The sequence below is a fragment of the Burkholderia sp. Bp9142 genome (assembly GCF_003853415.1).
In the GTDB taxonomy this organism is placed as follows: domain Bacteria; phylum Pseudomonadota; class Gammaproteobacteria; order Burkholderiales; family Burkholderiaceae; genus Burkholderia.
Genome location: NZ_QTPP01000008.1, coordinates 1 through 24,881 on the forward strand (window position 1 = coordinate 1; position 24,881 = coordinate 24,881).

At 66.6% G+C, this 24,881-nt stretch carries 14 protein-coding genes; 4 read left to right on the plus strand and 10 right to left on the minus strand.

Annotated features, from left to right (window positions below; all coding sequences use genetic code 11):
* The coding region (locus tag DIE22_RS39300; protein WP_409410185.1) for a hypothetical protein at nucleotides 1–920 on the minus strand (920 nt) is incomplete at its 3' end.
* Between DIE22_RS39300 and DIE22_RS11110 the strand changes: the two genes are divergently transcribed.
* Complete coding sequence (locus DIE22_RS11110; RefSeq protein ID WP_260426655.1) at nucleotides 892–4,065, plus strand: beta strand repeat-containing protein; 3,174 nt, start codon at nucleotides 892–894, stop codon at nucleotides 4,063–4,065. The two genes, DIE22_RS39300 and DIE22_RS11110, sit on opposite strands and share 29 nt — an antisense overlap.
* Before the next feature lie 7 nt (nucleotides 4,066–4,072).
* Complete coding sequence (locus DIE22_RS11115; RefSeq protein WP_124605086.1) at nucleotides 4,073–5,458, plus strand: TolC family outer membrane protein; 1,386 nt, start codon at nucleotides 4,073–4,075, stop codon at nucleotides 5,456–5,458.
* Nucleotides 5,459–5,578: 120 nt separating this feature from the next.
* On the opposite strand, the gene DIE22_RS11120 is transcribed toward DIE22_RS11115, so the two are convergent.
* Nucleotides 5,579–9,193, minus strand: a complete 3,615-nt coding sequence (locus DIE22_RS11120; RefSeq protein WP_124605087.1) for a YadA family autotransporter adhesin — start codon at nucleotides 9,191–9,193, stop codon at nucleotides 5,579–5,581.
* A gap of 1,018 nt (nucleotides 9,194–10,211) precedes the next feature.
* Between DIE22_RS11120 and DIE22_RS11125 the strand changes: the two genes are divergently transcribed.
* Nucleotides 10,212–11,027 carry a response regulator gene (locus DIE22_RS11125; protein WP_124605181.1) on the plus strand — a complete coding sequence of 272 codons (816 nt, stop codon included), beginning with the start codon at nucleotides 10,212–10,214 and terminating at the stop codon, nucleotides 11,025–11,027.
* A 24-nt stretch (nucleotides 11,028–11,051) separates the two neighbouring features.
* Here DIE22_RS11125 and DIE22_RS11130 read toward each other — a convergent pair whose 3' ends face one another.
* A complete protein-coding gene (locus DIE22_RS11130) occupies nucleotides 11,052–13,256 on the minus strand; it encodes a TonB-dependent siderophore receptor (protein WP_124605088.1) in 2,205 nt (734 codons plus the stop codon).
* 242 nt (nucleotides 13,257–13,498) lie between these two features.
* On the minus strand, nucleotides 13,499–15,106 hold the full coding sequence (locus tag DIE22_RS11135; protein ID WP_260426650.1) for a glycoside hydrolase family 28 protein: 1,608 nt from the start codon (nucleotides 15,104–15,106) through the stop codon (nucleotides 13,499–13,501).
* 422 nt (nucleotides 15,107–15,528) lie between these two features.
* On the opposite strand from DIE22_RS11135, the gene DIE22_RS11140 reads away from it, so the two are divergent.
* A complete protein-coding gene (locus DIE22_RS11140) occupies nucleotides 15,529–17,748 on the plus strand; it encodes a LamG-like jellyroll fold domain-containing protein (RefSeq protein ID WP_124497455.1) in 2,220 nt (739 codons plus the stop codon).
* A gap of 48 nt (nucleotides 17,749–17,796) precedes the next feature.
* On the opposite strand, the gene DIE22_RS11145 is transcribed toward DIE22_RS11140, so the two are convergent.
* The 6 genes from DIE22_RS11145 to DIE22_RS11170 form a co-directional block, all read right to left on the minus strand.
* The gene (locus DIE22_RS11145; protein WP_124497471.1) at nucleotides 17,797–18,984 is read right to left on the minus strand and encodes a M20 aminoacylase family protein; all 1,188 of its coding nucleotides are present in this window, start codon (nucleotides 18,982–18,984) and stop codon (nucleotides 17,797–17,799) included.
* A 65-nt stretch (nucleotides 18,985–19,049) separates the two neighbouring features.
* Nucleotides 19,050–20,519 (minus strand): aldehyde dehydrogenase family protein, encoded by a 1,470-nt coding sequence (locus tag DIE22_RS11150; RefSeq protein ID WP_124605089.1) that lies wholly within the window; start codon nucleotides 20,517–20,519, stop codon nucleotides 19,050–19,052.
* A gap of 184 nt (nucleotides 20,520–20,703) precedes the next feature.
* The gene (locus DIE22_RS11155; protein ID WP_124497453.1) at nucleotides 20,704–22,029 is read right to left on the minus strand and encodes an NAD(P)/FAD-dependent oxidoreductase; all 1,326 of its coding nucleotides are present in this window, start codon (nucleotides 22,027–22,029) and stop codon (nucleotides 20,704–20,706) included.
* Between the two features lie 2 nt (nucleotides 22,030–22,031).
* Nucleotides 22,032–22,766, minus strand: coding sequence for a cupin domain-containing protein (locus DIE22_RS11160; protein WP_124497452.1), 735 nt, complete (start codon nucleotides 22,764–22,766; stop codon nucleotides 22,032–22,034).
* Between the two features lie 119 nt (nucleotides 22,767–22,885).
* Complete coding sequence (locus DIE22_RS11165; RefSeq protein WP_124497470.1) at nucleotides 22,886–23,341, minus strand: helix-turn-helix domain-containing protein; 456 nt, start codon at nucleotides 23,339–23,341, stop codon at nucleotides 22,886–22,888.
* 149 nt (nucleotides 23,342–23,490) lie between these two features.
* A complete protein-coding gene (locus DIE22_RS11170) occupies nucleotides 23,491–24,768 on the minus strand; it encodes an NAD(P)/FAD-dependent oxidoreductase (RefSeq protein ID WP_124605090.1) in 1,278 nt (425 codons plus the stop codon).
* Nucleotides 24,769–24,881: the final 113 nt, after the last annotated feature.

The window sequence follows — 24,881 nt, forward strand, 5'->3', positions numbered from 1 at the left end:
TGGAACACCAGCTTCAACGCCGTCGAAGGCGTGAATGACGTACAGGTTCGGCAGACCGATGTCGCAGGCAACACGTCCGATCCGACTTCGCTCAGCTTCACGCTCGATACCTCGGCTGCTGCGCCCGGCGTTGCGTTGACCACCGACTCCGGCAGCAGCGCCGCCGACCACATCACCAATGTCGGCACACTCAACGTATCCGGCGTTGAAACTGGTGCAGTTGTCGAATACTCGACCGACGGCGGCCATACCTGGAACACCAGCTTCAACGCCGTCGAAGGCGTGAATGACGTACAGGTTCGGCAGACCGATGTCGCAGGCAACACGTCGAACCCGACTTCGCTCAGCTTCACGCTCGACACCTCGTCCGCCGCGCCCGGTGTTGCGTTGACGACCGACTCCGGCAGCAGCGCCGCTGACCACATCACCAATGTCGGCACACTCAACGTATCCGGAGTTGAGACTGGCGCAGTTATCGAATACTCGACCGACGGCGGCCATACTTGGAACACCAGCTTCAACGCCGTCGAAGGCACGAACGATATACAGGTTCGGCAAACCGACGTCGCAGGCAACACGTCGAACCCGACTTCGCTCAGCTTCACGCTCGACACCTCGGCCGCTGCACCCGGCGTTGCGTTGACCACCGATTCCGGCAGCAGCGCCACCGACCACGTCACCAATGTCGGCACACTCAACGTATCCGGCGTTGAAACTGGCGCAGTTATCGAATACTCGACCGACGGCGGCCATACCTGGAACACCAGCTTCAACGCCGTCGAAGGCACGAACGACGTACAGGTTCGGCAAACCGACGTCGCAGGCAACACGTCGAATCCGACCTCGTTCAGCTTCACGCTCGATACCTCGGCCACTGCGCCCGGTATCGCGTTGACCACCGATTCCGGCAGCAGTTCCACCGACCACATCACCAACGTCGGCACGTTGAATCTCACCGGTGTCGAAACTGGCGCAGTTGTCGAATACTCGACCGACGGCGGCCATACCTGGAACACCAGCTTCAACGCCGTCGAAGGCGTGAACGACGTACAGGTCCGGCAGACCGATATCGCAGGCAACACGTCGGACCCGACTTCGCTCAGCTTCACGCTCGACACCTCGGCGGCTGCGCCCAGCGTCGCGCTGACGACCGATTCCGGCAGCAGCGCCACCGACCACATCTCTAACGTCGGCACGCTCAACGTCACTGGCATCGAAACCGGCGCCATCGTGCAGTACAGCGTCGACAACGGTTCGCATTGGAGCACCAGCTTCAGCGCCGTCGAAGGCGTGAACAACGTGCAAGTCCGACAGATCGACGTCGCGGGCAACATATCGTCGGCCACGTCTTTCGGTTTCACACTCGATACCTCGGCTGCTGCACCCGGCGTTGCGCTGACCACCGATTCCGGTAGCAGCGCCACAGATCACATCACCAATGTTGGTACGCTGAATCTCACTAGTGTCGAAACCGGCGCCATCGTCGAATACTCGACGGACGGCGGCCATACCTGGAACACCAGTTTCAACGCCGTCGATGGCACGAATGACGTACAGGTCCGGCAAACCGATATTGCGGGCAACACATCGGCGCCCACGTCCTTCAGCTTCACGCTCGATACTTCGGCCGCTGCACCCGGCGTTGCACTGACCACCGATTCCGGTAGCAGCGCCACCGACCACATCACCAACGTCGGTACGCTCGACGTCACTGGCATCGAAACCGGCGCCACCGTGCAATACAGCGTCGACAACGGTTCGCATTGGAACACCAGCTTCAGCGCCGTCGAAGGGTTGAACAATGTGCAGGTTCGGCAGATCGATGTCGCCGGCAATACATCGGCACCCACGTCCTTCAGCTTCACGCTCGATACGTCAGCCGCTGCACCCGGCGTTGCGCTGACCACCGACTCCGGCAGCAGCACCACCGACCACATCACCAACGTCGGCACGCTGAACGTCTCAGGCATCGAAACCGGCGCCACCGTGCAATACAGCGTCGACAACGGCTCGCATTGGAGCACGAACTTCAGCGCCGTCGAAGGATTGAACAATGTGCAGGTTCGGCAGATCGACGTCGCAGGCAACACGTCCTCGACCACGTCCTTCAGCTTCACGCTCGATACGTCAGCCGCTGCACCCGGCGTTGCGCTGACCACCGACTCCGGCAGCAGCACCACCGACCACATCACCAACATCGGCACGCTGAACGTCTCAGGCATCGAAACCGGCGCCACCGTGCAGTACAGCGTCGACAACGGCTCGCATTGGAACACCAGCTTCAGCGCCGTCGAAGGCGTGAACAACGTGCAAGTCCGTCAGATCGACATCGCGGGCAATATCTCGAACGCCACGAGCTTCAGCTTCACGCTCGACACCACCGCGCCGTCGACGCTGTCATGGCAATTCGCCGGCCACACGCTGACCACCACCACCGACACGTCCGACGTGTGGAAGGTCCTGGTCCACGACAACACGACCAATGCCGATTACACCGCCACGCAGCAAACCGCCGGAACCTGGACCCTCTCGCAACAGAGCCTCAATCTCAACAAGGACTCCGTCACCGTGACCGAGTGGGACACGGCGGGCAACTCGCGCTCGTCCACCCACGTGGCGCCCGCCGGGTTCGCCGGATCGGAAATCAACCTGGCGCTCGCCGATCCGTCCGGCCACGCGTCCGATCTCGCGGTGACGATCGCCGGCATCCCGTCCGGCTGGACGCTGAATGCCGGCACCGACCTCGGCAACGGTGCATGGCTCGTGCCGACGAACGACCTCGGCGCGCTCACCGTCACGCCGCCCACCTCCTTCACCGGCGCCACCGTGCTCACGGTGACCGAAACCTGGACGGCCGCGGACGGCAGTCACGCAGCCGCCACGATCGCGGACAACGTCGAAGCGTACGCGGCCAACGCACCGATCTTCGCGTGGTCGGGCGACGACCAGCTGACGGGATCCGCCGGCCACGACCTGTTCGTCCTCTCGCAGCCGATCGGCAACGACACGCTGCACACGTTCGACCTCGCCGCCGACAAGATCGATCTCGTGGGCTTCACGGGCATCGCAAACTTCAGCGACGTCCAGGCGCATTTGGCAGACGACGCCAACGGCAATGCGGTGCTCACACTGGGCGACGGCGCGACCATCACGGTGACGGGCATTCATTCGGCCGACCTCACCAGCAACAACTTCGTGTTCGACCAGGAACCGGTCGTGCAGAACGCCGGCATCATGACGGTGAACGACGGTGCGATGCTGCCGATCGGCGGGACCGTGGAGAACACGGGCACGATCGCACTCGGTTCGACCGGCGACATCACCCGCTTCGAAATCCTCGCGAAGAGCGCGACGCTGGAAGGCGGCGGACACGTGACGCTGTCCGACGACAGCCACAATGTCGTGTTCGGCAGCACGCCTGATGCAACGCTCGTGAACGTCGACAACACGATCGCGGGCGCCGGCCAGCTCGGCGCCGGCCAACTGACGCTCGTCAACGAAGGAACGATCGTCGCCGACGGCGCCAACGCGCTCGTCATCGACACGGGCACGCACGCCGTCGCCAATGCCGGCACGCTCGAAGCCACGGGCAGCGGCGGCCTCGTGATCGAAAGCGCGGTGACCAATACGGGCAACCTGTGGGCCAACAACGGCAACCTGACGATCCACGGCGACGTGACGGGCGCCGGCAGCGCGACGATCAGCGGCGCCGCGACGCTCGAGTTCGGCGGCGCGTCCGCGGAAAACACGACGTTCGCCGACGGCGCCGCGGGGACGCTCAAGCTGGATCAGTCCGCCGGCTTCACCGGTACGGTCAGCGGTTTCGGCGCCGGCGACGCGCTCGACCTGACCGACGTGCTGTTCGGCGATCACACGACGCTGAGCTTCACGGCCAACGACGCGGGAACGGGCGGCACGCTCACGGTCAGCGACGGCACCCACACCGCGCAGGTCGCGCTTCAGGTCAATCTGTCGGGCGGCAGCTTCCAGCTCGCACACGATCAGGGCAGCGGCACCGTAATCACTTACGTCCCGCCGCCGCTGCCCCACGTGCAGGAGGTTTGAGCCGATCATGAACAAAATGCGTCCTCTGCTTGCCGTGCTCGCATTCGCGTCGGCGCTCGCGGGCACCGCCGCGCCCGCCGCCGCGCCCGCCGCCGCGCAAAGCCTGCAGGAAGCGGTCGAGCAGGCGATCCGGACCAACCCCGAGGTCCTTGCCACGACATACAACCGCGAAGCGGCGGATCAGGGCCTGAAGCACGCGCGGGCCGGCTACCTGCCTCGCGTGGACGTCGACGCGGCGATCGGCAAGGAGCAGCGCGACGATGTCGAAACGCGTCTGCTCGGTCTGAACCGGACGACATTCACGCACCGGACGGCCAGCGTCACGTTGTCGCAAATGCTGTTCGACGGTTTCGCGGTCCGGAGCGAAGTGGCCCGGCAGCGGGCACGCATCGACTCGTCCGCGAATCGCGTCGCGTCCACGTCGGAGGATGTGGCACTACGCGTGGTGGGCGCGTACCTGGAAGTCCTGCGGCGCCAGGAAACGGTCGCCGCCGCCACCGACAATCTGGAATCCCACCGCCGGATCCACGATCAGATCCAGCTGCGCAGCGACCGCGGCGTCGGCCGACGCGCCGATCTTTACCAGGCGGAAAGCCGGCTGGCGCTCGCCCAGGACAACTTGCGGTCCGAGCAAAGCAACCTGAAAGACGCCGAAGTGGCCTACGCCCGGCTGGTGGGCGTGCCACCGGATGTGCTCGTCAAGCCGGTCGCGCCGGAAGCCGCGCTGCCGCAGACGGAACGATTCGCCCTGGATACGGCGCTGGCGAACCACCCGTCCCTCGGAGCCGCCGATGCGGACGTCGCCCAGGCCAATGCGCAATATGACGTGGCGAAGGCCGCACTATGGCCGCGCGTCGACCTGGAACTCAGCGCGAGCCATGACCGTGACGGCGTGCTCGGTCCGACGAACGACCGCCGCGTGATGCTGCGGCTGCGCTACAACCTGTTCCAGGGCGGCGCCGACAAGGCTCGAATCGGCGAAGCGCATGCGCAGATCCGGGAAGCAGAGGAAGACCGGAACCGCACGCGCCTCGAGATCGCGGAAAGCGAATCGCACGCCTACAACGCGTACGTCACCGCACGCGACCGGCTGGTCGTGCTCAAGCAGTACGTCGATTCCAGCGCGTCGACGCGCGAAGCGTACCTGTTGCAGTTCGGCATCGGTCAACGTTCGCTGCTCGACCTGCTCAACGCGGAGAACGAGTATTACAGCGCGCGCATCGATTACATCAGCGGCCAGTATGCGGAAGTGGCGAGCGCATACCGCGTGTTCGCCGGGATGGGGCAGTTGCTCGACACGCTTCACGTCGCACGGCCGGCGCAGGCGTGGGGCGCCGGCGTCGTGCAGCCGGCGGTGGCCTTCGACCGGCGCGCAACCGGTCCCGGCAAATGAATGACAGGGCCCCGCGGTCGGCATGCCGTCCGCGGGGCCCCGTAGTCGTCGAAGGTGCGGGACGCGTCGCGCCTCGTCCGCATGCCCCGCCCCCCGACGTTCAACCGGCTTCGCGCTGCGTCAGAACTGATAACCCGCCCCGACCACCGCGCCGAAATCCGACCGCGCATTGCCCGTCACCGATGCCTTGACGACCCAGCGATTGCTCTCCGTCACGTACGAATACCCGGCCGCGAACCCTTGCTGCCCGTGATAGTTCGAGGTCGCCGCCGACACCATCGAGCGCCCGGCCCCCGTCGGCTGCGGCAAGCCGGCCACCGCCATCGCCGACGCCACGCCGCCGTACATGTCCTTCTTCAGGTCGTTGAACGCGTTGTACACCTGCCCGATCCGCTGGTCGGTGTAGCCTTTCGCCTGCGTCGACGCGGCATTGAGGTTGTCGTTCAGCTGCTGCACGTTCACCGCGTCGGTCGGCGCCGTGCCGGCCGCCACATTCGTAATCTGACGCTCGCTGCCCTTCGCGCCGACCGAGAACGAATTGTCGCGATCCGCAACCGAACCCTGGCCGACCGCCACCGCATTCTTGCCGGTTGCCGTCGCCGTCGAGCCGATCGAACCCGCATCGGCACGCGCGATCCACGTCGAGTTCGCGTCCGTCGCCGCCGCGCGGACCTTGTCGTTCGCCGCCGCGGTCTTCAGCGCGTCGTTGAACTGCGCCATGTTGACCGCGTCGTTGGCGTTCACACCCGCCGCGACACCGGTCAGCACGCGGTCGCCCGCCGTGCCGGAGAAGTCCACGCGGGTGCCGCCCGAGTCCTTGCCGACCGTGATCGTGCCGTTCGGGTCCTGCTGCTGCACGAGCCCGGCCTTGCCGTTCGCGATGTTGGTCACGTTGTCCTGCAGGTTCGCGATATCGGTCGTGTTCTTCGACACCTGCTGGTTGGTCGCGTAGAGCTGCGAGCCGTTCACCGCATCCGTGCTGGTCGCGCCGAGCGTGCCAGCCTTCACGTTGGTGATGCGCGTGCCGCCCGCGCCGCCGAGCGTGATCGAGCCCTTCGACGCATCGTCGTACTGCACCGCGAGCGCGCCGAGCTGGTCGAGGTTCGACTGCACCGACTTCAGCTGCTTCACGTTCACCGCATCCGTATCGTCGGTACCGGCCGCGACGTTCTTCAGCACGACCGACGCGTTCGGGTTGCCGCCGATCAGCGACACCGAATTCAGCCGATTGCCGTTGCCGTCGACGTCGTACTTGACGACGTTCTTCACGGCCTCGCCCGTCTGGTTCGACACCTGCGTGATCTGCTGCTCGAGGTCGGACTTCGCGCCGTACAACTGGCCGCCGTTCACCGCGTCCGTGCTGGCGGCGGCGACGTTGCCGTCGGCGACGCTGGTCAGCTTCGTCGGCGCGCCGCCGCGTGCGGCGCTGTAGGCGCCGAGCGTCGGGTCGAACTGCAGCGCATCCTTCTGCAACCCGGTGATCGCGGTGGTATTGCCTGCAATGTTGGTTTCGGCGTTGCCGATCCGCGTTTCGTGGTTCTCGAGCGTCGTCGTATTGCTGCCGACGCGGCCATCGAGGTTCGTCAGCGCGTCGCCGACGTTGTTGAACGAGCCGCCACCGACCTTGTAGGACGGCGCCGTGATCGAGCCATCCGTATTCGCGGTCGCACCGCCGCCGAGCGCGGCTGCCGTACCGTCGATCGTACGGCGCAACTGCGCGCCGTTTACCGCATCCGTGCTGCCGGGCGACACGCCGCCTTCCGCGACGTTGGTCACGCGCACCGGCGTCCCGCCGTTGCCCGCGCCTAGCGAGACCTGCCGCTTGCTGGCGTCGTCGTACTTCACGGCGAGCGCGTCGAGCTGGCTCGTGCCGTCGTGAACCGCCGCTTTCAGCTGGTCGACGTTGACCGCGTCGGTGCCGTTCTGGCCGGCAGCGAGGTTGCCGATGCGTTGCGGGCCGTTGCCGCCGTGGCTCGCGTCGTAGGTGCCGAGGCTCGCGTTCCATTGCAGCGCATCCTGCTGCAGCGCCGCGATATTGCCGGTGTTCGTCGTCACCTGGTCGCCGAGCTTCGTCACGCTGTTGCCGACGTTGGCGATCGACTGGTTCAGCGTGTCGGTCGCCTTGCCGAGCTGGCCGACGTTCACCGCGTCGCTCGCGGCGACGCCGTCCGCGACGTTGTGCAGGCCGACGGGTGCCGGCGCGCCCTGGCCGCCGAGCGTGACGCCGCCATGCGCATCGTCGTCGTACTGCACCGCGTTCTTCGTCGCGTTGCCGATCTGGTTCGTGATCGACGTGCTCAGGTTGCCGATCGTCGTGCTGACGCTGTTGGTCACGCTCGTGCTGAGCGACGCGAAGCCGCTGCCCAATTGCCCGACGTTGACCGCGTCGTGCGCCTCCTTGCCGTCCGCGACGTTGTGCAGCGTCGTGCCGTTCGGACCGGCGAACGTGACCGAGTCGAAGCCGCTCGGGCCATCGTACTTCACATTGCGCGCATCGGCCGCCTGCAGGCCGCCGATGTTCGACGCGGCCGTGCTCAGCGACGCGCCAAGGCCGGTCACGTCATTCCGCAGGTTCGTGATGTTCGCGGCGGCCGTCGACAGCGACGTCTGCAGCGGTGCGACGCTGCCCTTCAGCTGGCCGACGTTGACCGCGTCCGTATCGGCGACACCGGCCGCGACACCGCTGATCGTCGTGCCGTTGCCGCCGTCGAGCGCGATCGCGGCATGCGAATCGTCGGTGTATTTGACGACGTTCTGCGTCGCCGTCACGATGCTCGTGCTGAGGCTGTTGCCGACGCTGGTCACGCGCTGGTCGACGTTCGCGATCGACGTCGACAGCGTATCGCCGACCGACGTCACACGTGCGTCGACGTTGGCGATGCCCGTGCTGAGCGTGCTGTTCACGTTCTTCAGCTGCTGGACGTTCACGGCGTCCGTATCGGCCGCGCCCGCCGCGACGTTCCTGATCTGGCGCTCGTGGCCGAGCGAGCCGAACGAGACCGCACCGCCAACCGGTGCAGCCGTGCCGCCGAATACCGGCGTACCGCCGTTGTTCGCGCCGACGCTGCCCGAGCCGATCGCGACCTGGTTGTTGTCGTTCGTTTGTGCGCCGGCACCGATCGCGACGGACTGCGTGCCGCCCGCCCGCGTCTGCGTCGCGGCATCGTAGGATGCACCGTTCGACACGCCGTCGCTCGTGGTCGGATTCGCGCCGCCGATCGCAATCGAGCGATCGCCGCTGGCCAGCGCCGAGTGGCCGAGTGCGATCGAGCTCGTGCCATGCGCATCGGCAACGTTGCCGAGTGCCATCGAGTAATCGCCGATCGCGGCAGACTGACGCCCCATCGCGAGCGCCGTATTGCCTTGCGCGACGGCTACCGTGCCGATCGCCGTGGCCGAGTTCGCGAGCGCCTGCGCGCCGACGCCGATCGCAATTCCGCCGCCGCTGCCGGAGCCGCCCTGGCTGCCCGCATTCGACTGGTCGCCGATCGCGATGCCGCTGGAGCCGGCCTTCGCATTCGTGCCGGACGTGAAGTTGGTGCTGCTCGTCGCGACGTATGTCCCGCTCTTCGTCGCGACACACAACGGGTTCGTGCCGTCGATGCATTGCCCGTTCAGCGCGTTGTCCGGGTTGCCTCGATCGACGAAGTTGTCCGCGTGCGCGGCCCCCGCGACCAGCACACCTGCGCTTGCGAACATCGCGGCGACGAGCGCCGAAATCTGGTTCCTCTGCATTTTTTGCTCCGTTTTGTGGCTTCTGGTTTGAATACGGACTACTTACGTTTACTCACGGCTTCGACTTCAAATGCGACTTCGGTGCGGAACGTGCTGCCCCAGGCGCAGCGCTCCATCAACGGCGCGCGCCGTTCAATCGATCAGAACATTAGGAATGCGAAGTGATAGCCATGGGCGAGCGCACCCCCGGCTGATTCTCGCGAGTCAACCCGCTGTCATTGACATTCCGAACTGGATGTCGCGCGAGGCGCGACCAACCCCGTCTCTTTTATTTCATCTGCCGCACGCGAACGAATTGCGTCGCGATCGCTTTTCAACGAACGCGGTTTCGTTCGCGTCGATAATGCGGATGCGAGGAACGTCGTGCCGAATACTCGTCCGCGCACACGTCAATTGATGCACCGGACTCGAATCCTGCAACGTCCGCCATGGTTTTCCGGATGCCCAACCCGTCGAATCCATCCGTCATCCAAAGTTCTGACGAATTATGGGACACGCCCCGGCATTAGAGAAGGCGGCATTGTTTATAGATTGCAAAATCCAGTATTTTCAATGAGTTAGATTAAAAACACCCATCGCGCAAACGATTTCGTATTGCCACACTTAATAAAAATGTTTTCCCGGACGGACGAACACTTTGCTGGAGCGCACCGGGATTAAAAGCAATTTCGCAAAAAATCTCAAAGAAACCAAAATCGATTCAACACCAGCCCCGACTTGCATCCAAATAATAGAGATCGCCACTCTAGCGAGAATCGGAATATCCCCCTACAATTCCGCTCGCATCGATTCCGGCAGCGGCAATCATCCGCCCCTTTATCGGCTCAGTGATCAAAAGAAACAACGCCGAGTCATGCGCCGACATACTGCCTGCCGTGCAGTCCGGCGAAGTCCGCTTGTCGATGCGAGCGTGCCATGCGTTTTCGTGAAGTCATGTCGCGGCTTCCGACGATTTTCCCGAACCGGAATCGCCCCCGCGCAGGAACGCTGCCCGCAGCCTTCCCTGAACAGGTACCCGATGTCGCCATCGATCGCCGCATTGAACAATGCCCATATCCTGATCGTCGACGATCAGCCCGACCAGCTCCGTTTGCTGATCGACATCCTGCGCAGCACCGGATGCCGGATCAGCATCGCATTCGACGGCGTGCAGGCGTGCCAGCGCGCGCAGGCACTCGTGCCCGATCTGGTCCTGATGGATGTCCGGATGCCGCGCATGGACGGTTTCACCGCGTGCCGGCGGCTTGCGGCCGATCCGCTGACGAGCGCGATCCCCGTCATTTTCCTGACGGTGGCCGGCGAGTTGCACGAGCGCGTCGAAGGGCTCGAAATCGGCGGCGTCGATTATGTGGTGAAGCCGTTCGAACCAGCCGAAGTCCTCGCGCGAATACGCGTGCAGCTCGCGCGGACGGAACGGCCATTGCCGAAGGATGTGCCGGCCGCGCACGATCCGTTCGCGACCGGCAAGGACGACGACATCATCGTGCGCGCGGCCATTCGCCATCTGTCGCGCACGCTGAACGACCCGCCGACGGTCGAGCAACTGGCTCGCGCGGTCGGCACGCACGAGAAGCGGCTCTCACGCGCGTTTCGCGACAGACTCGGGCAAACGGTGTTCGAATATCTGCGGCACGAGCGCCTGCGGATCGCGCAGGATCTGCTGGATACGACGTCGCTCAGCATTGCGAGCATCGCGAAGGAGATCGGCTTTTCCACGCCGGCGAATTTCGCCACCGCGTTTCGCGAACGGTTCGGCATCACGCCGACCGAATGGCGGCGACAGCGCCATGCGGCCGGGCGTGATGGCGCCCGGGAACCGCAGCGCGATGCGTAGTCGCGACCGGCATGGCGGCTGCGGCTACCAGTTGTATTTCGCGCTCGCCAGCACCGTCCGCTCGTTGCCGAACACGCACACCGCGTACGACGTGCAGCCGCTGACGTAGCGCCGGTCGAACAGGTTCGCGACATTCAGCGCGAATCGCCAGTGACGCAGTTCGTAGTGCATCGCCAGATCGTACAGCGTGGTGCTCGGCACCGTCAGCGAGTTGTCCGGCGCACCGGCCGACGCGCTCTGGTAGCGCACCCCGGCGCCGATCCCGAGGCCCGACAGCGCGCCGGTGTGCCAGGTCCAGTCCGTCCACAGCGACGCCATCTGCCGCGGCAGCGGCACGGACACCGGCCAGTTGTTCAGCGATGCATCGTTCGCCTGCACGTTCTTGACGTCCTGATAGACGTACGACGCGACGATCGACAGCTCGCGTGTCACCTTCCCGAGCGCGCTCAGTTCGATGCCGCGCGAACGCACCTTGCCGGTCTGCACGGACGACGTACCGGTCGGGTCGAGATTCGGCGGCGCCGGCGTCACGACGTTGGTCTGGTCGATCTGGTACACGGCCGCGGTGAGCATCAGGTTCCGGCCGGGCGGCTGCCAGCGCAGCCCGGCTTCGGTCTGCGTGCCGCGCGTTGGTTTCGGCAGGCCGCCGCCGGCCATCCGCACGCCGATCACCGGGTCGAACGACGTCGAATGGCTCACGTAGGGCGAGAGTCCCGCGTCGCCCTGATAGGTGAGCCCGACGCGCCCGGAAAATGCACTGACGTCCTGCTGCGTGCCCGTGCGGGCCGCCCGGTCGTCGAAGCGCGCGTTCACGCGGTCCTCGCGGCCACCGAGCGTCAGCGTCCAGCGGTTCCAGCGGATCTGGTCCTGCGCGTACGCACCGAACGCATTCATCGCCGTGTATTGATCGACATGCCCGAGCGACGTCCGCCCGGAGAAGATCGCGGCCGTCACGGGGCGATAGACCGGGTGGTACAGGTTGAGCGACGGCGCGAGCGCAAGCCACACGCTGTTGGTCGTCGTCTGCCGGTCGAACTGCAGGCCGAGCAGCAGCGTGTGCTCGAGCGGGCCGGTGGCGAAGCGCGCCTGCGCGCGATTGTCGATGTCGAGCCGGCTGTAGTTCAACTGGAACAGCCCGGCGAACCGCATCATGTTCATCGTGCTGCCGGGCACGAGGCCGTTGCCGAACACCGTCGCGTCGTCGAGCGACAGCCGCGACCAGCGCACGTCCTGATGCAGCGTCCAGATCGAATTCACGCGATGCTCGAGCGCATAGCCGAGCGACCATTGTTTCTTCCGGTAGTCGTTGAACGCCGGGTCGCCCATATAGATGTCCTGCGACAGGCGCCCGTTCGGGTTCGGCAATACCGTGCCCGAGGCCGGGAGGAAGTTCGACGAAATGTCGCCGTGATCCTGCAGGAACGAAGCGGACACCGTCAGCGACGTGTCGGCCGTCGGCCGCCAGCGAAACGACGGCGCCACCGCGACGCGCCGATCGGCGTTCGGGCCGGTCACGGCATTGCCGTCGCGCGCGACGCCGACGAAGCGATACGCATACCTGCCGTCCGGATCGAGCGTGTCGCCGATGTCGAGCATGGTTTGCTTGCGCGCATGGTCGCCGATCTGCACGCCGGCTTCACGGATGCGCTCGCCGTCGGCGAGCTTCGTGTGCGCGTCGACGAGCGCGCCCGGCTCGCCCGCGCCATACAGCACCGACGTCGGCCCGCGCAGCACGGCGATCGAGTCGATCGTGTAAGGATCGACGCGCCAGTTCGCGATGACCGCCGTGTTCGGCGCCGGCACGCCGTCGACGTACAGCGTCGGCGTGAAGCCGCGCAGCGCTGCATACCAGTCGGTGCGGGTATCGGCGCCGAACGTCGCAAATCCCGGCACGTAGCGCAACGCCTGGTTCAGGTCGGTCGCCCCGGTCATCTCGATCTGCTGCGCGGTCACGACGTTGGTCGTCTGCGGAATCTCGGCGACCGGCGTGTCGGTCCTGGTCGCGGTCGCGGTGCGCAACCCGACCAGCCCGAGCGACGCGCGGCCGGCCTGGCCCGTCACGTCGATCTTCGGCAGCATCGCCGCCGCATCGGCCGGCGGCGTGGCTGTCGCATTCGATGCCTGCGCCTTCGATGCCTGCGCGTGCGCGCCGCCAGCGGCCGCCGCGCACAACGCTCCCCCGGCCGCGATCGCGATTGCGCGTCGCACCGAACCTGTTGCCGTTCCCATCGTTTCGCTACTCTCCGTCGTGCTGCGCCGGCGCTGCGCGCCCGGTCATGTTTCGTCGTGAGGCCTGGCGGCCTGGCGGGCCCGCCGCGCACGAGTCGGTGCGCGTCGATCGATCGTGTCGTGTTCGAGCGCCTGAATGATATCGGCCGACGGTCGCGCGGTCTTTGGAAAAATGCGCGCGGGCGCAAGATCGTTCGCCGCGCGCCACGCGATCCGCCCGCATGGCGCGCGGGCCCGCCCGATCAGATCGGCGAGGTCGGCGCGACGGACTTCAGCGTCGTGAACGCGGCGCTGCAGTCGTATGGCGTGGACGTGCCCGGCGTGCCCGTCACCGTCACGTCGCTCGACGTCGACGTGACGATCGAGCCGGAGAAACTCACCGCGCCCGGCCCGAGCGTGTAATGCGTCGCGGTGTCCTTCTCGAACGTCGGCTGCGTGCCGTCGAACACGACGCCGTTCAGCGCGATGCCGAGCGGAAAGTGTTGCCCGTTCGCTTCATAGCCCGAGAACGTGACCTTGCCGCCGCCGAACTTCGCGCTGCCGGTGAAATGGAAGTCCTGCACCGTGATGTTCGTGAAATCCGGATAAAGCGTGCCGGTCGACGAGCTGTAGAACGGATCGAACACGAGCGGTCGCGCAACGTTTCGCATGCACACCTGGCGGAAACGCACGTTGTCGACGAGGCCGCCGCGCGATGCATCCGACTTGATCCGCAGGCCGTTGCCGTTCGGGCTGTCGAAGCCGTCCATCGTCAGGTCGCGCACGTCGACGTCCGACACGCCGGCATTCGTTTCGCTGCCGATCGACATGCCGTGGCCGTAGTAGAAATGGTTGTGCGCGATCGTGACCTGCTTCACGCCGGGCGACGCGCTCGACTTCACCGCGACGTGATCGTCGCCGGTGCTGATGTACGAGTAGGCGAGCAGCACCTGGCTCGACTGCCCGGGATCGAAGCCGTCGGTATTCTTGACCGTATCGGGCGTGAAGCAGGTGGCGGGCGTCGTCTCGTTCGGCTGCGTGCCGGTCGGGCACGCGTAGCCGCTCCTCGCATACACCGCGCTCGGCGTGACGATCTTGAGCCCCCATACGGTGACGCCGGTCACGCCGTTCGTCACGACGTGGAAGTTCGGCGAGTTCTGCAGCGTGATGCGGTACAGCGTGAAGTGGCTGCCGCCCTTCACTTCCAGCAGCCGCGGGTTCTGCTGGTTCAGGCCTTGCGTCTTGTTCTGGTACGCGACGTCCCACCACGTGCGCAGGCCCGCATTCGGCCCGCTCGTCAGCACGCTGCCGCCGCGCCCGTCGATCACGCCATCGCCGACGATCGCCGCGTTCGCGGTGCCGGATGCGCTGATGAACGGGTTGCACGATTTCTTGCTGCTGGAGGTGGCGGTGCCGCACGTGCCGACGCCGTTGTCGTATAGCGCGGGATTGCGCGACGCGAACAGCGTGACGCCCTTGTCGATCCACAGCGTCACGCCCGATTTGAGCGTCAGCGGCCCGCTGATGAACGCGGTCTCGCCGTTCGCGCCGGCCGTCAGGTGCACGGCGGAGCCGGCCGCGCATTGCGCGATCGCGTTCTGGATGCGTGTCGTATCGTGCTCGGCAGTCGACGCCGTCGCGTCGAGCGTGTCGACCGAACCGCCGACCGGCGTGAGTTGCGCGGCAACCGTGCCGCAGATGCTCGCCGGCAGCGACGGTTCGCTGACAGTGCCCCACTGCGTGCCGACCGTCGTCGCCGCGACAGCGGCCGGCATCGTCGCCACGCCCGCGCAAGCAAGCGTCGAGAGCGACGCGACCCACGCCGCGTGTCGTGCCAACCGTTTGTCCAGACCTGCGATCCTGCGCGTCATCGTGTTGTTCTCCGGTTCTTTTCGTTCGTCGAGCGATACCGGTGTGGCTTCACCGGCATGAGGCTGCTGCGGCCCGCGGGCGGGCAACGCGATTTGAAACCCTTTTCATGTCATCGGTCGTATGACAACACTATTAAATAGTGGGAATCTATCGCTTTGCACCCCTTAAAAGTTCCCAACCCGCCCGCCGGGGACGATCATATCTCGCAAACGTATCAATCGCCATTTCTTTCCTCTTTCTTATCATGTTAATCAACAAAATCATTACAATCGTTATCCGAAAAATATGTCGCACCGGTACGAACCTGTCATCGAAAAACGCCGATCCTTCCAGTACAATCCGCGTCGTCATGCGATGACTGATTTCGCATGGGCGCTGCCTCTTTTCAGCTGGGTCCCGTCACGGAAGGAACGAACGCAACATGAACGACTCGCAGCTTCGGCTTGAATCCGGCGCGCGCATTTCCCGGCGCACGTTCCTTTACAGCATGGGCGCGCTCGCGCTTTCCGCATGCGGCGGGACGGGGGCAAGCGAGAGCGCGACCGGCACCGCTGTCGCCGCAGCCGGCAACCGTGCGCTCGCGCGCGTGGCGACAGGCACCCCGGCCATTGCCACGAACGCGGCGTTCGCGCATCCGGGCCTGCTGCATACACAAGCGGATTTCGAGCGGATGGCGCAGAAGGTCGCGGCCGCCGCGTCGCCGTGGCTCGAGGGCTGGAACACGCTGATCGCGAACAGTCATGCGCAGCTGTCGTGGTCGCCGCGCCCGCAGGCCGTCGTCACGCGCGGCGGTACCGGCACGCAGAACTATCCGGTGCTGTACAAGGACATCGCGGCCGCCTATGCATGCGCGCTGCGCTGGAAGATCTCGGGCAATACCGCGTATGCGTATGCGAACAAGGCCGTGGAGATCATGAACGCGTGGTCGTCGACGCTGCAGAGCCTCGCGGGCGACTCGAACGTCGATCTCGCGGCCGGCATCTACGGCTACGAATTCGCGAACGCGGGCGAAATCATGCGCACCTATCCCGGCTGGGCCGCGGCCGACTTCGCCGCGTTCCAGGCGATGATGGCCGACAAGTTCTACCCGATCAACGCAGCCTTCCTGAGTCAGCACAACGGCACGGACATCACGCACTACTGGGCCAATTGGGATCTGTGCAACATCGCATCGATGATGGCGATCGGCGTGCTGTGCGACGACCACGCGAAGTTCGACGCAGCCGTCAACTACTTCATCGACGGGCCCGGCAACGGCGCGATCGCGCAGGCCGTCTACTACCTGCATCCCGGCCATCTCGGCCAATGGCAGGAGTCGGGCCGCGACCAGGGGCACAACACGCTCGGCATCGCGCTCGGCGGCGCGATCTGCGAAATGGCGTGGAACCAGGGCATCGACCTGTACGGCCACGACAACAACCGTTTTCTCGCGGGCGCCGAATACGTCGCGAAGGCGAACCTCGTGCAGCCGGACGGCACGTTCCTCCCGGTGCCGTATGTGCCCTACGCGAACGTCGACGTGACGCAAACACAGTTCTCGACCGCCAGCCAGGGGACGATCCGTCCGTGCTGGGCGCTCGTCTACAACCACTACGTGAACCGCAAGGGGCTGGCCGCGCCGTGGTCCGCGAAGTTCGCCCGCGCGATCCAGCCCGAGGGCGGCGGCGGCAACTATGGCGAAGCGAGCGGCGGTTACGACCAGCTCGGCTACGGCACGCTGACGTGCACACGCGACCCCGTTGCGCCCGCCACGGCGCCGAGCGGACTGACCGCGTGGCCGGCGGCCGGACAGGTCGTGCTGTCCTGGTGGGGCGTCGCCAATGCGACAAGCTACAACGTCAAGCGTGCGTCCGTTCCGGGCGGCCCGTACACGACCGTTGCAAGCGGCATCGCCGATTCGCTGACCTGCACGGACAGCCCCACGGCGGGCGTCTGGTACTACACGATCAGTGCGCAGACCGCATCCGGCGAATCCGCGAATTCGGCGGAAGCCGCCGCGTCAACGGCACTGCAACTGCATACGCTGCTCACCTTCGACGAGACGGACGGCGCGACTGCGGCGGACACCAGCGGCAACGGGCATGCGGGCACGCTCGCCGGCGGCGCATCGCGCGTCACGGGAAAGATCGGCAACGCCGTGTCGCTCGACGGCTCCAGCGGCTACGTCGCACTGCCGAACGACATCGTCGCCGACGTGTCGGATATCACGATCGCGGCGTGGGTGAACTGGCGCGGCGGCCAGACATGGGCGCGCATCTTCGATTTCGGCTCGGGCACCGGACGCTATCTGTTCGTCACGCCGACAAGCCCACGCGGGACGATGCGCTTCGCGATCACGACCAACGGCGGACATGGCGAGCGCACGATCGACGGCAACGCGGCACTGCCGGCGGGACAATGGGCGCACGTCGCCGTCACGCTCGCGGCCGAGACCGCGACGCTCTATCTGAACGGCAACGCGATCGGCTCGGCCAACGACGTCATCTTCGCGCCCTGGCGGATCGGGAACACCGCGCAGAACTGGCTCGGACGTTCGCAGTATCCGGGCGATCCGTTCTTCAACGGCACGATCGACGAGTTCCGCATCCATCGCGGCGCGATGTCGGCCGAACAGGTGAAGGCGCTCGCGCAGGGGGCGTGATGCTTGCCGGGTGTGCGGTGCGGCGGCCCGCCCGCCGCACCGGCAAGATCACGGCGCACCCCTGAAGTAATGCTGTGCCAGGGCGACCCAATAGCGGACCCCTGCCGGAATGATGTCGTCGTTGAAATCGTATTTCGGGTGATGCAGGGCCTGCGCGGCCACGCCGGCCGGTGCGTTGCCGATCAGCACGTACGCCCCGGGGCGCTCCTCCAGCATGAAGCCGAAGTCTTCGGACGTCATGTTCGGCGGCACATCGCGGTACAGGTGTTCGTCGCCGAACGTCTCGCGAATCACCGCTTCGCAGAGCGCCGTCTCGGCCGGCGTGTTGACCGTCGCCGGGTAGTACTGGAAGAACTCGACGTCGACTTGCGCGCCATGGGCGCGGGCCAGCCCCTCGCACATGAGCCGGACGTCGCGCTGCAGCTGTTGCTGCAAGGCCGACGACAGCGTACGAATCGTCCCGCGCAGCTCGGCGCTGTCCGGAATGACGTTGTCCGTCGTTCCCGCATGGAACATGCAGACGGAAATGACGGCGGGATCCACGGGGTCCTTGTGCCGCGCGGCGATGGTCTGGCATTGCAGCACCATCGAGCATGCGAGCGGGACGGGATCGATGCCCAGATGCGGCTGCGCCGCATGCGCGCCCTTGCCGGTTACCGTGATCCTGAACCGGGAGCCCGCAGCCATGATCGGGCCGGTGCGCAACCCGAAATGCCCGGCAGGCAAGCCGGGCCAGTTGTGCATGCCGAATACCGCTTCCGTCGGGCATTGCTCGAACAGCCCGTCGTCGATCATCTTGCGCGCCCCCGCGCCGCCCTCTTCTCCGGGCTGAAACACGAAATGAACCGTGCCCGGCAACCGCGGCAATGCCTTCAGGATGCGCGCGGCCCCGAGCAACATGACGGTATGCCCGTCATGCCCGCACGCATGCATGACCCCTTGCGCGCACGATGCATGCGCGAAGTCGTTGGCTTCGTGGATCGGCAACGCATCCAGATCGGCGCGCAGCACGATTCCCCGGCCCGGATCCGCACCGGGCAGGCTCGCGACGACGCCCGTGCCGCCCAGCCCGCGCGACACCGCATAGCCGAGCGCCTCGAGCTCGCGGGCGACGACGTCGGCCGTGCGGTGTTCCTCGAACCGCAACTCGGGATGCGCATGCAGGTCGCGGCGCAATGCCGCCCAGTGGGCGCGATGCGTTTCCAACGACGTCTCGGGGATGATGGGGTTTTCCACGTTCGACACCCTTACAAGGCAAACCGGTTCAGACCAGGACTGCTGCATCTCGCGCAGCGACTGCGTCAATCATAAAACCCCACGATCGACTTGACCTCCATGTACTCTTCCATCCCCTCGATCCCGTACTCGCGACCGTTGCCCGACTGCTTGTACCCGCCGAACGGCGCCTGGGGATCCCACGCCGGGTAGTTCAGATGCACCTGCCCCGACCGGATACGCGCGGCCACCGCGCGCACGCGCTCCTTGTCGGTGCCCTGCACATGCGCGCCAAGCCCGTAGACCGTGTCGTTCGCGATCGCGACGGCTTCGTCGACGGTGTCGTAAGGCAGGATCGCGAGGACCGGACCGAAGATCTCCTGCTGCGCGATCGTCATGTCGGTGCGGACGTCGGAAAAGACGGTCGGCCGCGCATAAAAGCCACGGTCGAATCCGGCGGGCCGCCCGGGGCCGCCGGCGATCAGCTTCGCGCGTTCGTCGATGCCCGCATCGATCATCTGCGCGACCCGACCGAACTGCGCGCGATTGGCCAGTGGGCCGTGCGTCGTCGCATCGTCGAACGGATCGCCCACGACCAGGCGTTGTGCTGCCGCGACGGCGAGTTCCTCGACCGCGCCCAGCACGCTGCGCGGCACGATCAGACGGGTCGGCGCGCTGCACGACTGGCCCATGTTCCGGAACGCGGCGGCAACGCCCGGCCCGATGGCGCGCGGCAGGTCGGCATCGGGCAACACCAGGTTCGGCGACTTGCCGCCAAGCTCCTGCGCGACGCGCTTGACGGTCGGCGCCGCCGCTTGCGCAACCAGCACGCCGGCACGTGTCGACCCGGTGATCGACACCATGTCGACCTGCGGGTGGGAGGCAAGCGCCGCGCCCACTTCCGTTCCGCTGCCGCTCACCAGGTTGAATACGCCCGCGGGTACGCCGGCCTCCGCGATCACTTCCGCGAACAGCAACGCGCTGAGCGGCGACAGCTCGCTCGGCTTCAGCACCACCGTGCAGCCTGCGGCGAGCGCCGGTCCGACCTTCGCCGTGATCTGATAGATCGGCCAGTTCCACGGCGTGATCAGCGCGCATACGCCGATCGGCTCGCGCACGATCGCGGTCGTCCCGCGCTGCGTCCGGAACGGATAGCCGGCCAGGTTGTCGCGCGCGACCCGGATATGTTCGGCCGCGAGCGGCACATGGGCGCCGCGTGCGTAGCTGATCGGCGCGCCCATTTCCAGCGCGAGCGCCACCGCGAACCGCTCGGCGCGCTCCAGCATCAACGCATGCACGCGGTCGAGCAGCGCGGCGCGTTGCTGCGGCGAAGTCGCCGCCCAGCGCTCGAAAGCATGGCGCGCGGCCTGCACCGCGCGGTCGGCGTCGCGTGCATTGCCGAGCGGGATGTCGCACAGCGTGTCTTCAGTGGACGGGCAGACGACCGCGAACCGGTCGCCGCCGTCGGGCAAGACCCAGTCGCCGTCGATGAAGAAGCGATCCAGCCTTCCGGCTTCCAGCAGGTGACGCACCGGCGAATTGACGGGTGAATGCATTGTAAGGTGTCCTTGATTCGATACCATGCGCCGACGGACGGCGGAAACCATCGTTTGCCGACGTGGCCGGGACAGCACGGCGGCCTTCTGCCGTCACGGGTTCGGCCCGCTCCGTTCGTCCGATGTTCCGGACCGAAGCGCGTCGCCCAGAGGCCGCCACCGTCGTGCACGAGACGGCCTCAAACTAGAAATCGGCAACCTTGCCCCATGCGGAATCGACGAACCGGCCCGGCCGATACGGTACCGGGTCCACGATCGGCTGCGCGCCCGTGGCGAGATCCGCGATCAGGTGACCGGCACCGGGGCCGATGCCGAAGCCGTGCCCGGAAAAGCCTGCCGCCAGGATCAATCCCGGTACGCCCGGCACTTCGCCGATGCCCGGCACGCCGTCCGGCGTGCTGTCGACGTACCCGGCCCATGCGTGCGTGATCGTCGCTTCGCGAAGTTCGGGCAGCAGTTCGACCGCACGGCGGTACGTTTCGGCGACCGTCGGCATGTCGGGCTTCGGGTCCAGAATGCGTACCGCCTCCATCGGCGTCGGCGCATCGAGGCGCCAGCGCTTCAGCGTTTCATGGCCGCCGCGCACCCCTTCGAGGCCGCCCGGCAGAAGATTGCGCCAGCGCTTCGCGAACATCGGCACGAATTGCGGCGCGAAGCGCAGGAACTGCGGCGTCAGGTCCACGCGCGCGCGGCCGCTGATCGCCAGTGCGTAGCGGCCGTCGCAACGGCGCGTAACGGACACGCCGGACGTATACAGCGCATCCGGCAGCGGATGCTCGACGGGCGACACGCTCAGGATCGACTGACGGATCGACGCCTGCGGAAAACGGATGCCGAGCTGGCGGCAGAACGACGACGCCCACGCGCCGCCCGCGAGCACGACCGTCCTGGTCTTGATGACGCCCGCCTCCGTGACGACGCCGCCGACGCGCCCGCCCTCGAGTTCGATCCCGCGCGCGGCGCAGTGCTGGTGGACGCTGCCGCCGAGCTTCATCAGTGCGGCGGCCACGGCCGGCGCGGCCTTGCCCGGATCGGCCGTGCCGTCGCTCGGCGAGAACACGCCGCCTTTCCACGACCGCCCGGTGGCGTGCCCGCGCTCGCCGGCCTGCTTGCTGTCGAGCATGGTCGTCGTCACGCCGGCGGTCTTCGCGAAGTCGCCCCAACTGGCCCAGCGCGACAGCTCGGCCTCGTCATTGCTCAGATAAAGCAGCCCGCAGCGATGAAAGCCCGTGTCCTCGCCGGTTTCGGCGGCGAATCGTTCCCACAGATCGATGCTCTTGCTCGCCATCGGCAGCTCGCGCGCGTCGCGGTTCTGCTGCCGGCACCAGCCCCAGTTGCGGCTCGACTGCTCGGCGCCGATTCGGCCCTTCTCGACCAGCGCCACCGACATCCCGCGCCGGGCGAGATAGTAGGCGGTGAAGACGCCGATGATGCCGCCGCCGATCACGACGACGTCGGCCGAAGCCGGCGGCGTGGGCGAAGTTTCTATATGGCGCAGCGGAGGGGACATGTTCAGTCTCGGTCGGTGGATGCTTGGACGTTTTGCACGACGTAGAACTTCGCCACGCGTTCGCTGCTTTCCCACCCGATCGATGCGCCGCGCGGCACGAACAGCGCGTCGCCGGCGCCGAGCGACAGCACGCTGCCGTCGGGTGCGGCAAACCGTACGCTGCCGGCCAGCAGCAGCATGAACTCGTTCACGCGATGCGGGCGAATGATGCGGTGATAGGGTGTCGAATCCCACGTGCCCGCGCAGCACTCGGCGCCGTCGTCGATGAACACGTTGTCGCTGCGGCATTGCGGCGCGGGCCCGAGCAGCACCTCTGCGGGCAGCGACGACGACGGCTTGAAGTCCGCGTCGGCACGCAGCGGAAAGAGACCCGGCTTCGTCGGTTTCGTGCACGCGGCGGCGCAGAATGTCAACAGCACGGGCGCTTGCGCGGTGATGCGAAGCGCGGTGCCGCCGCCGATCACCGCCCCCTCGCGCGGGCCGAGCACGAGCGGCGCGGCCCCGGCCGCTTCGAGCGTCAGCTCGCCTTCGACGACCACGATGGTTTCGATATGCGGAAAGCTCGCCACGTCGAGTTCGCCGACGAAGCCGATACGCCCCGCGGCCATCGCGTCGGGCCCTTCCCACGCCATCTCCCGATGTCGCGCGAAAGGATCGCGCTCGCCGAACGCCCGCTTGCGGAACGCGGTTGAAGAAAGTGTGCCGTCGGCACGGTGCAACACGAAAGCTGCAGTCATTCCTGCTCCTGTACAGTGCGCGGCGGCCCGGTCGAACACCGTCGCGCGATATCGGAAAGCGTCGTTCGCCGGCGTCGAGCCGGAAACCCACGGGCGGGCACCCCGCCCGCGCTTGTCGCCTACGCGGCGTGACACGACACTTCGCGGCGTTCGCCGCGCGTGCGCGCCGACGACCTTCGCGCCGGCGCGCCGCCCGACCGGGTGTCCACGTAGTCGCGCGGCGTGATCCCGAGCACCCGCCGGAAATGCCGGCACAGATGGCTCTGATCGAAAAAGCCGACGTCGGTCGCGACGACCGACGGCGCGAGACCGGCACGCAGCAAGTCCTGCGCACGCCGCACACGCACGAGGCATAGATACCGGTGCGGCGACAATCCGGTTTCGCTGCGAAAGCGCGCGGTGAAGCGCGACACGCTCAACCCGGCCACCGCCGCGAGCGTGTCGAGGTTCAGCGGCTGCGCGAACGACGCGTCGATCGTGCGCAGCACGTCGCCGATCGCCGTCGATACGGGCCGCGCGACACGAGGCGTGCGGGGCGTCGCGCCCTCGAGCGGGTCGTGGAACGGGACGGCCATGATCTCCGCCCTCATGCCGCCGCCTGCACGATAACGGCCGGCGCGGCGAAGCCCGAGATCGGGAACGGCTCGATCGACGTATCGGTCGCGCGGACGGCGAGCGGCCCAACACCATGCACTTTCATATCGAATCCTCCGGGGCGCTGGCTTCAGTGCAGGAAATCCTGCACCCGGTAATACGCGCCGACGATCGGCAAGAACCACGCGTGCCCGAAATGGCCGGGCATGGCCGGCCAGTCGAGCTCGCGCCACGGATTCGACGCGGCCGCGCCGTACAGCACGTCGGCCATCACGCGACCCATGTGCACGGACATCTGCACGCCGTGGCCGCTGTAGCCCATCGAGTAATACAGTCCGTCGTGCTGGCCCGCGCGCGGCAGCCGGTCGGCGGTGATGTCGACCAGCCCGCCCCAGCAGTAATCGAGCCGCACGTTGGCCAGCTCCGGGAAATAGCCGGCCATGCCCGCGCGCAGGATGTCGCCGCTTTTCGCATCGGAGTTCGGGCTCGACATCGCGAAGCGCGCGCGGCCGCCGAACAGCAGCCGGTTGTCGGGCGTCACACGGAAGTAATTGCCGATCTGGCGCGACGTCACGTATGCACGGCGGTGCGGGAACAGCCGGTTCAACTGCGCGTCGGGCAGCGGCTCGGTAACGACGATGAAGCTGCCGACCGGCGCGATGCGCCGCCGGAACCACGCGAACGGCCCCTGCTGCGATGCGCCGGTCGCGACCAGCACGCGGTCGGCGACGATCGTGCCGCGCGTGCAGATGATCGTGTGGCGCTCGCCGTCGAGCCGCTCGAGCTGCGTGACGGCCGCGTGTTCGTAGATGCGCGCGCCCGCACGCACGGCTGCGTGCGCGAGCCCGACGCCGAACTTGCCCATGTGCATCTGCGCGCCATTGCGCTGCAACAGGCCGCCGTGGAAACCGTCGGACGCGACTTCATCGCGGATCCGCGACGGTTCGATCAATTCGATGTCCGGATCGACGTCGTGCCGCAACGCGTCGAACGTCCTGGCGAGCCCCGCGAAATGCCGCGGCTTCGCGGCGAGCTTCAGCTTGCCCGCACGCCGGAAGTCGCAGTCGATCGCGTGCTCGGCGACGATCGTCTCGACGCTCTTCACCGCGCTTTCGTACGCGCGATAGAACCGTTTCGCCTGCTCGATGCCGATTCGCGCGGCAAGCGACGCATAGTCCTGCGCGACGCCGGTATTGCACTGGCCGCCGTTGCGGCCCGACGCTTCTCCCGCGACCTGCGCGGCTTCGAGCACGACCACCGATACGCCGCGTTGCGCGAGCGCGAGCGCCGCCGACAACCCGGTGAAGCCGCCGCCGATCACGACCACGTCCACGCGCCCTTCGACGGGCCCTTCGCTGCCGGCGCGAAACGCGGGGCGGGTATCCAGCCAGTACGATTCCAGTTTCATCGGATCCTTCTTGTGCATTCCGGCGACGGCGCGCAGCGGCCGTCCATTGCAAATCATTTAATCACCGTCAAAAAGCGCAGTTGCCGCGTATTCACGCGCCGCGCGCGCACAAA

Coding starts and splice junctions, on each gene's coding strand:
- DIE22_RS11165 (WP_124497470.1), bottom strand. CDS start 23,341: ATGGCCGTCCCGTTCCACGACCCGCTCGAGGGCGCGACGCCCCGCACG.
- DIE22_RS11140 (WP_124497455.1), top strand. CDS start 15,529: ATGAACGACTCGCAGCTTCGGCTTGAATCCGGCGCGCGCATTTCCCGG.
- DIE22_RS11115 (WP_124605086.1), top strand. CDS start 4,073: ATGAACAAAATGCGTCCTCTGCTTGCCGTGCTCGCATTCGCGTCGGCG.
- DIE22_RS11155 (WP_124497453.1), bottom strand. CDS start 22,029: ATGTCCCCTCCGCTGCGCCATATAGAAACTTCGCCCACGCCGCCGGCT.
- DIE22_RS11150 (WP_124605089.1), bottom strand. CDS start 20,519: ATGCATTCACCCGTCAATTCGCCGGTGCGTCACCTGCTGGAAGCCGGA.
- DIE22_RS11135 (WP_260426650.1), bottom strand. CDS start 15,106: ATGACGCGCAGGATCGCAGGTCTGGACAAACGGTTGGCACGACACGCG.
- DIE22_RS11125 (WP_124605181.1), top strand. CDS start 10,212: ATGTCGCCATCGATCGCCGCATTGAACAATGCCCATATCCTGATCGTC.
- DIE22_RS11160 (WP_124497452.1), bottom strand. CDS start 22,766: ATGACTGCAGCTTTCGTGTTGCACCGTGCCGACGGCACACTTTCTTCA.
- DIE22_RS11120 (WP_124605087.1), bottom strand. CDS start 9,193: ATGCAGAGGAACCAGATTTCGGCGCTCGTCGCCGCGATGTTCGCAAGC.
- DIE22_RS11130 (WP_124605088.1), bottom strand. CDS start 13,256: ATGGGAACGGCAACAGGTTCGGTGCGACGCGCAATCGCGATCGCGGCC.
- DIE22_RS11170 (WP_124605090.1), bottom strand. CDS start 24,768: ATGAAACTGGAATCGTACTGGCTGGATACCCGCCCCGCGTTTCGCGCC.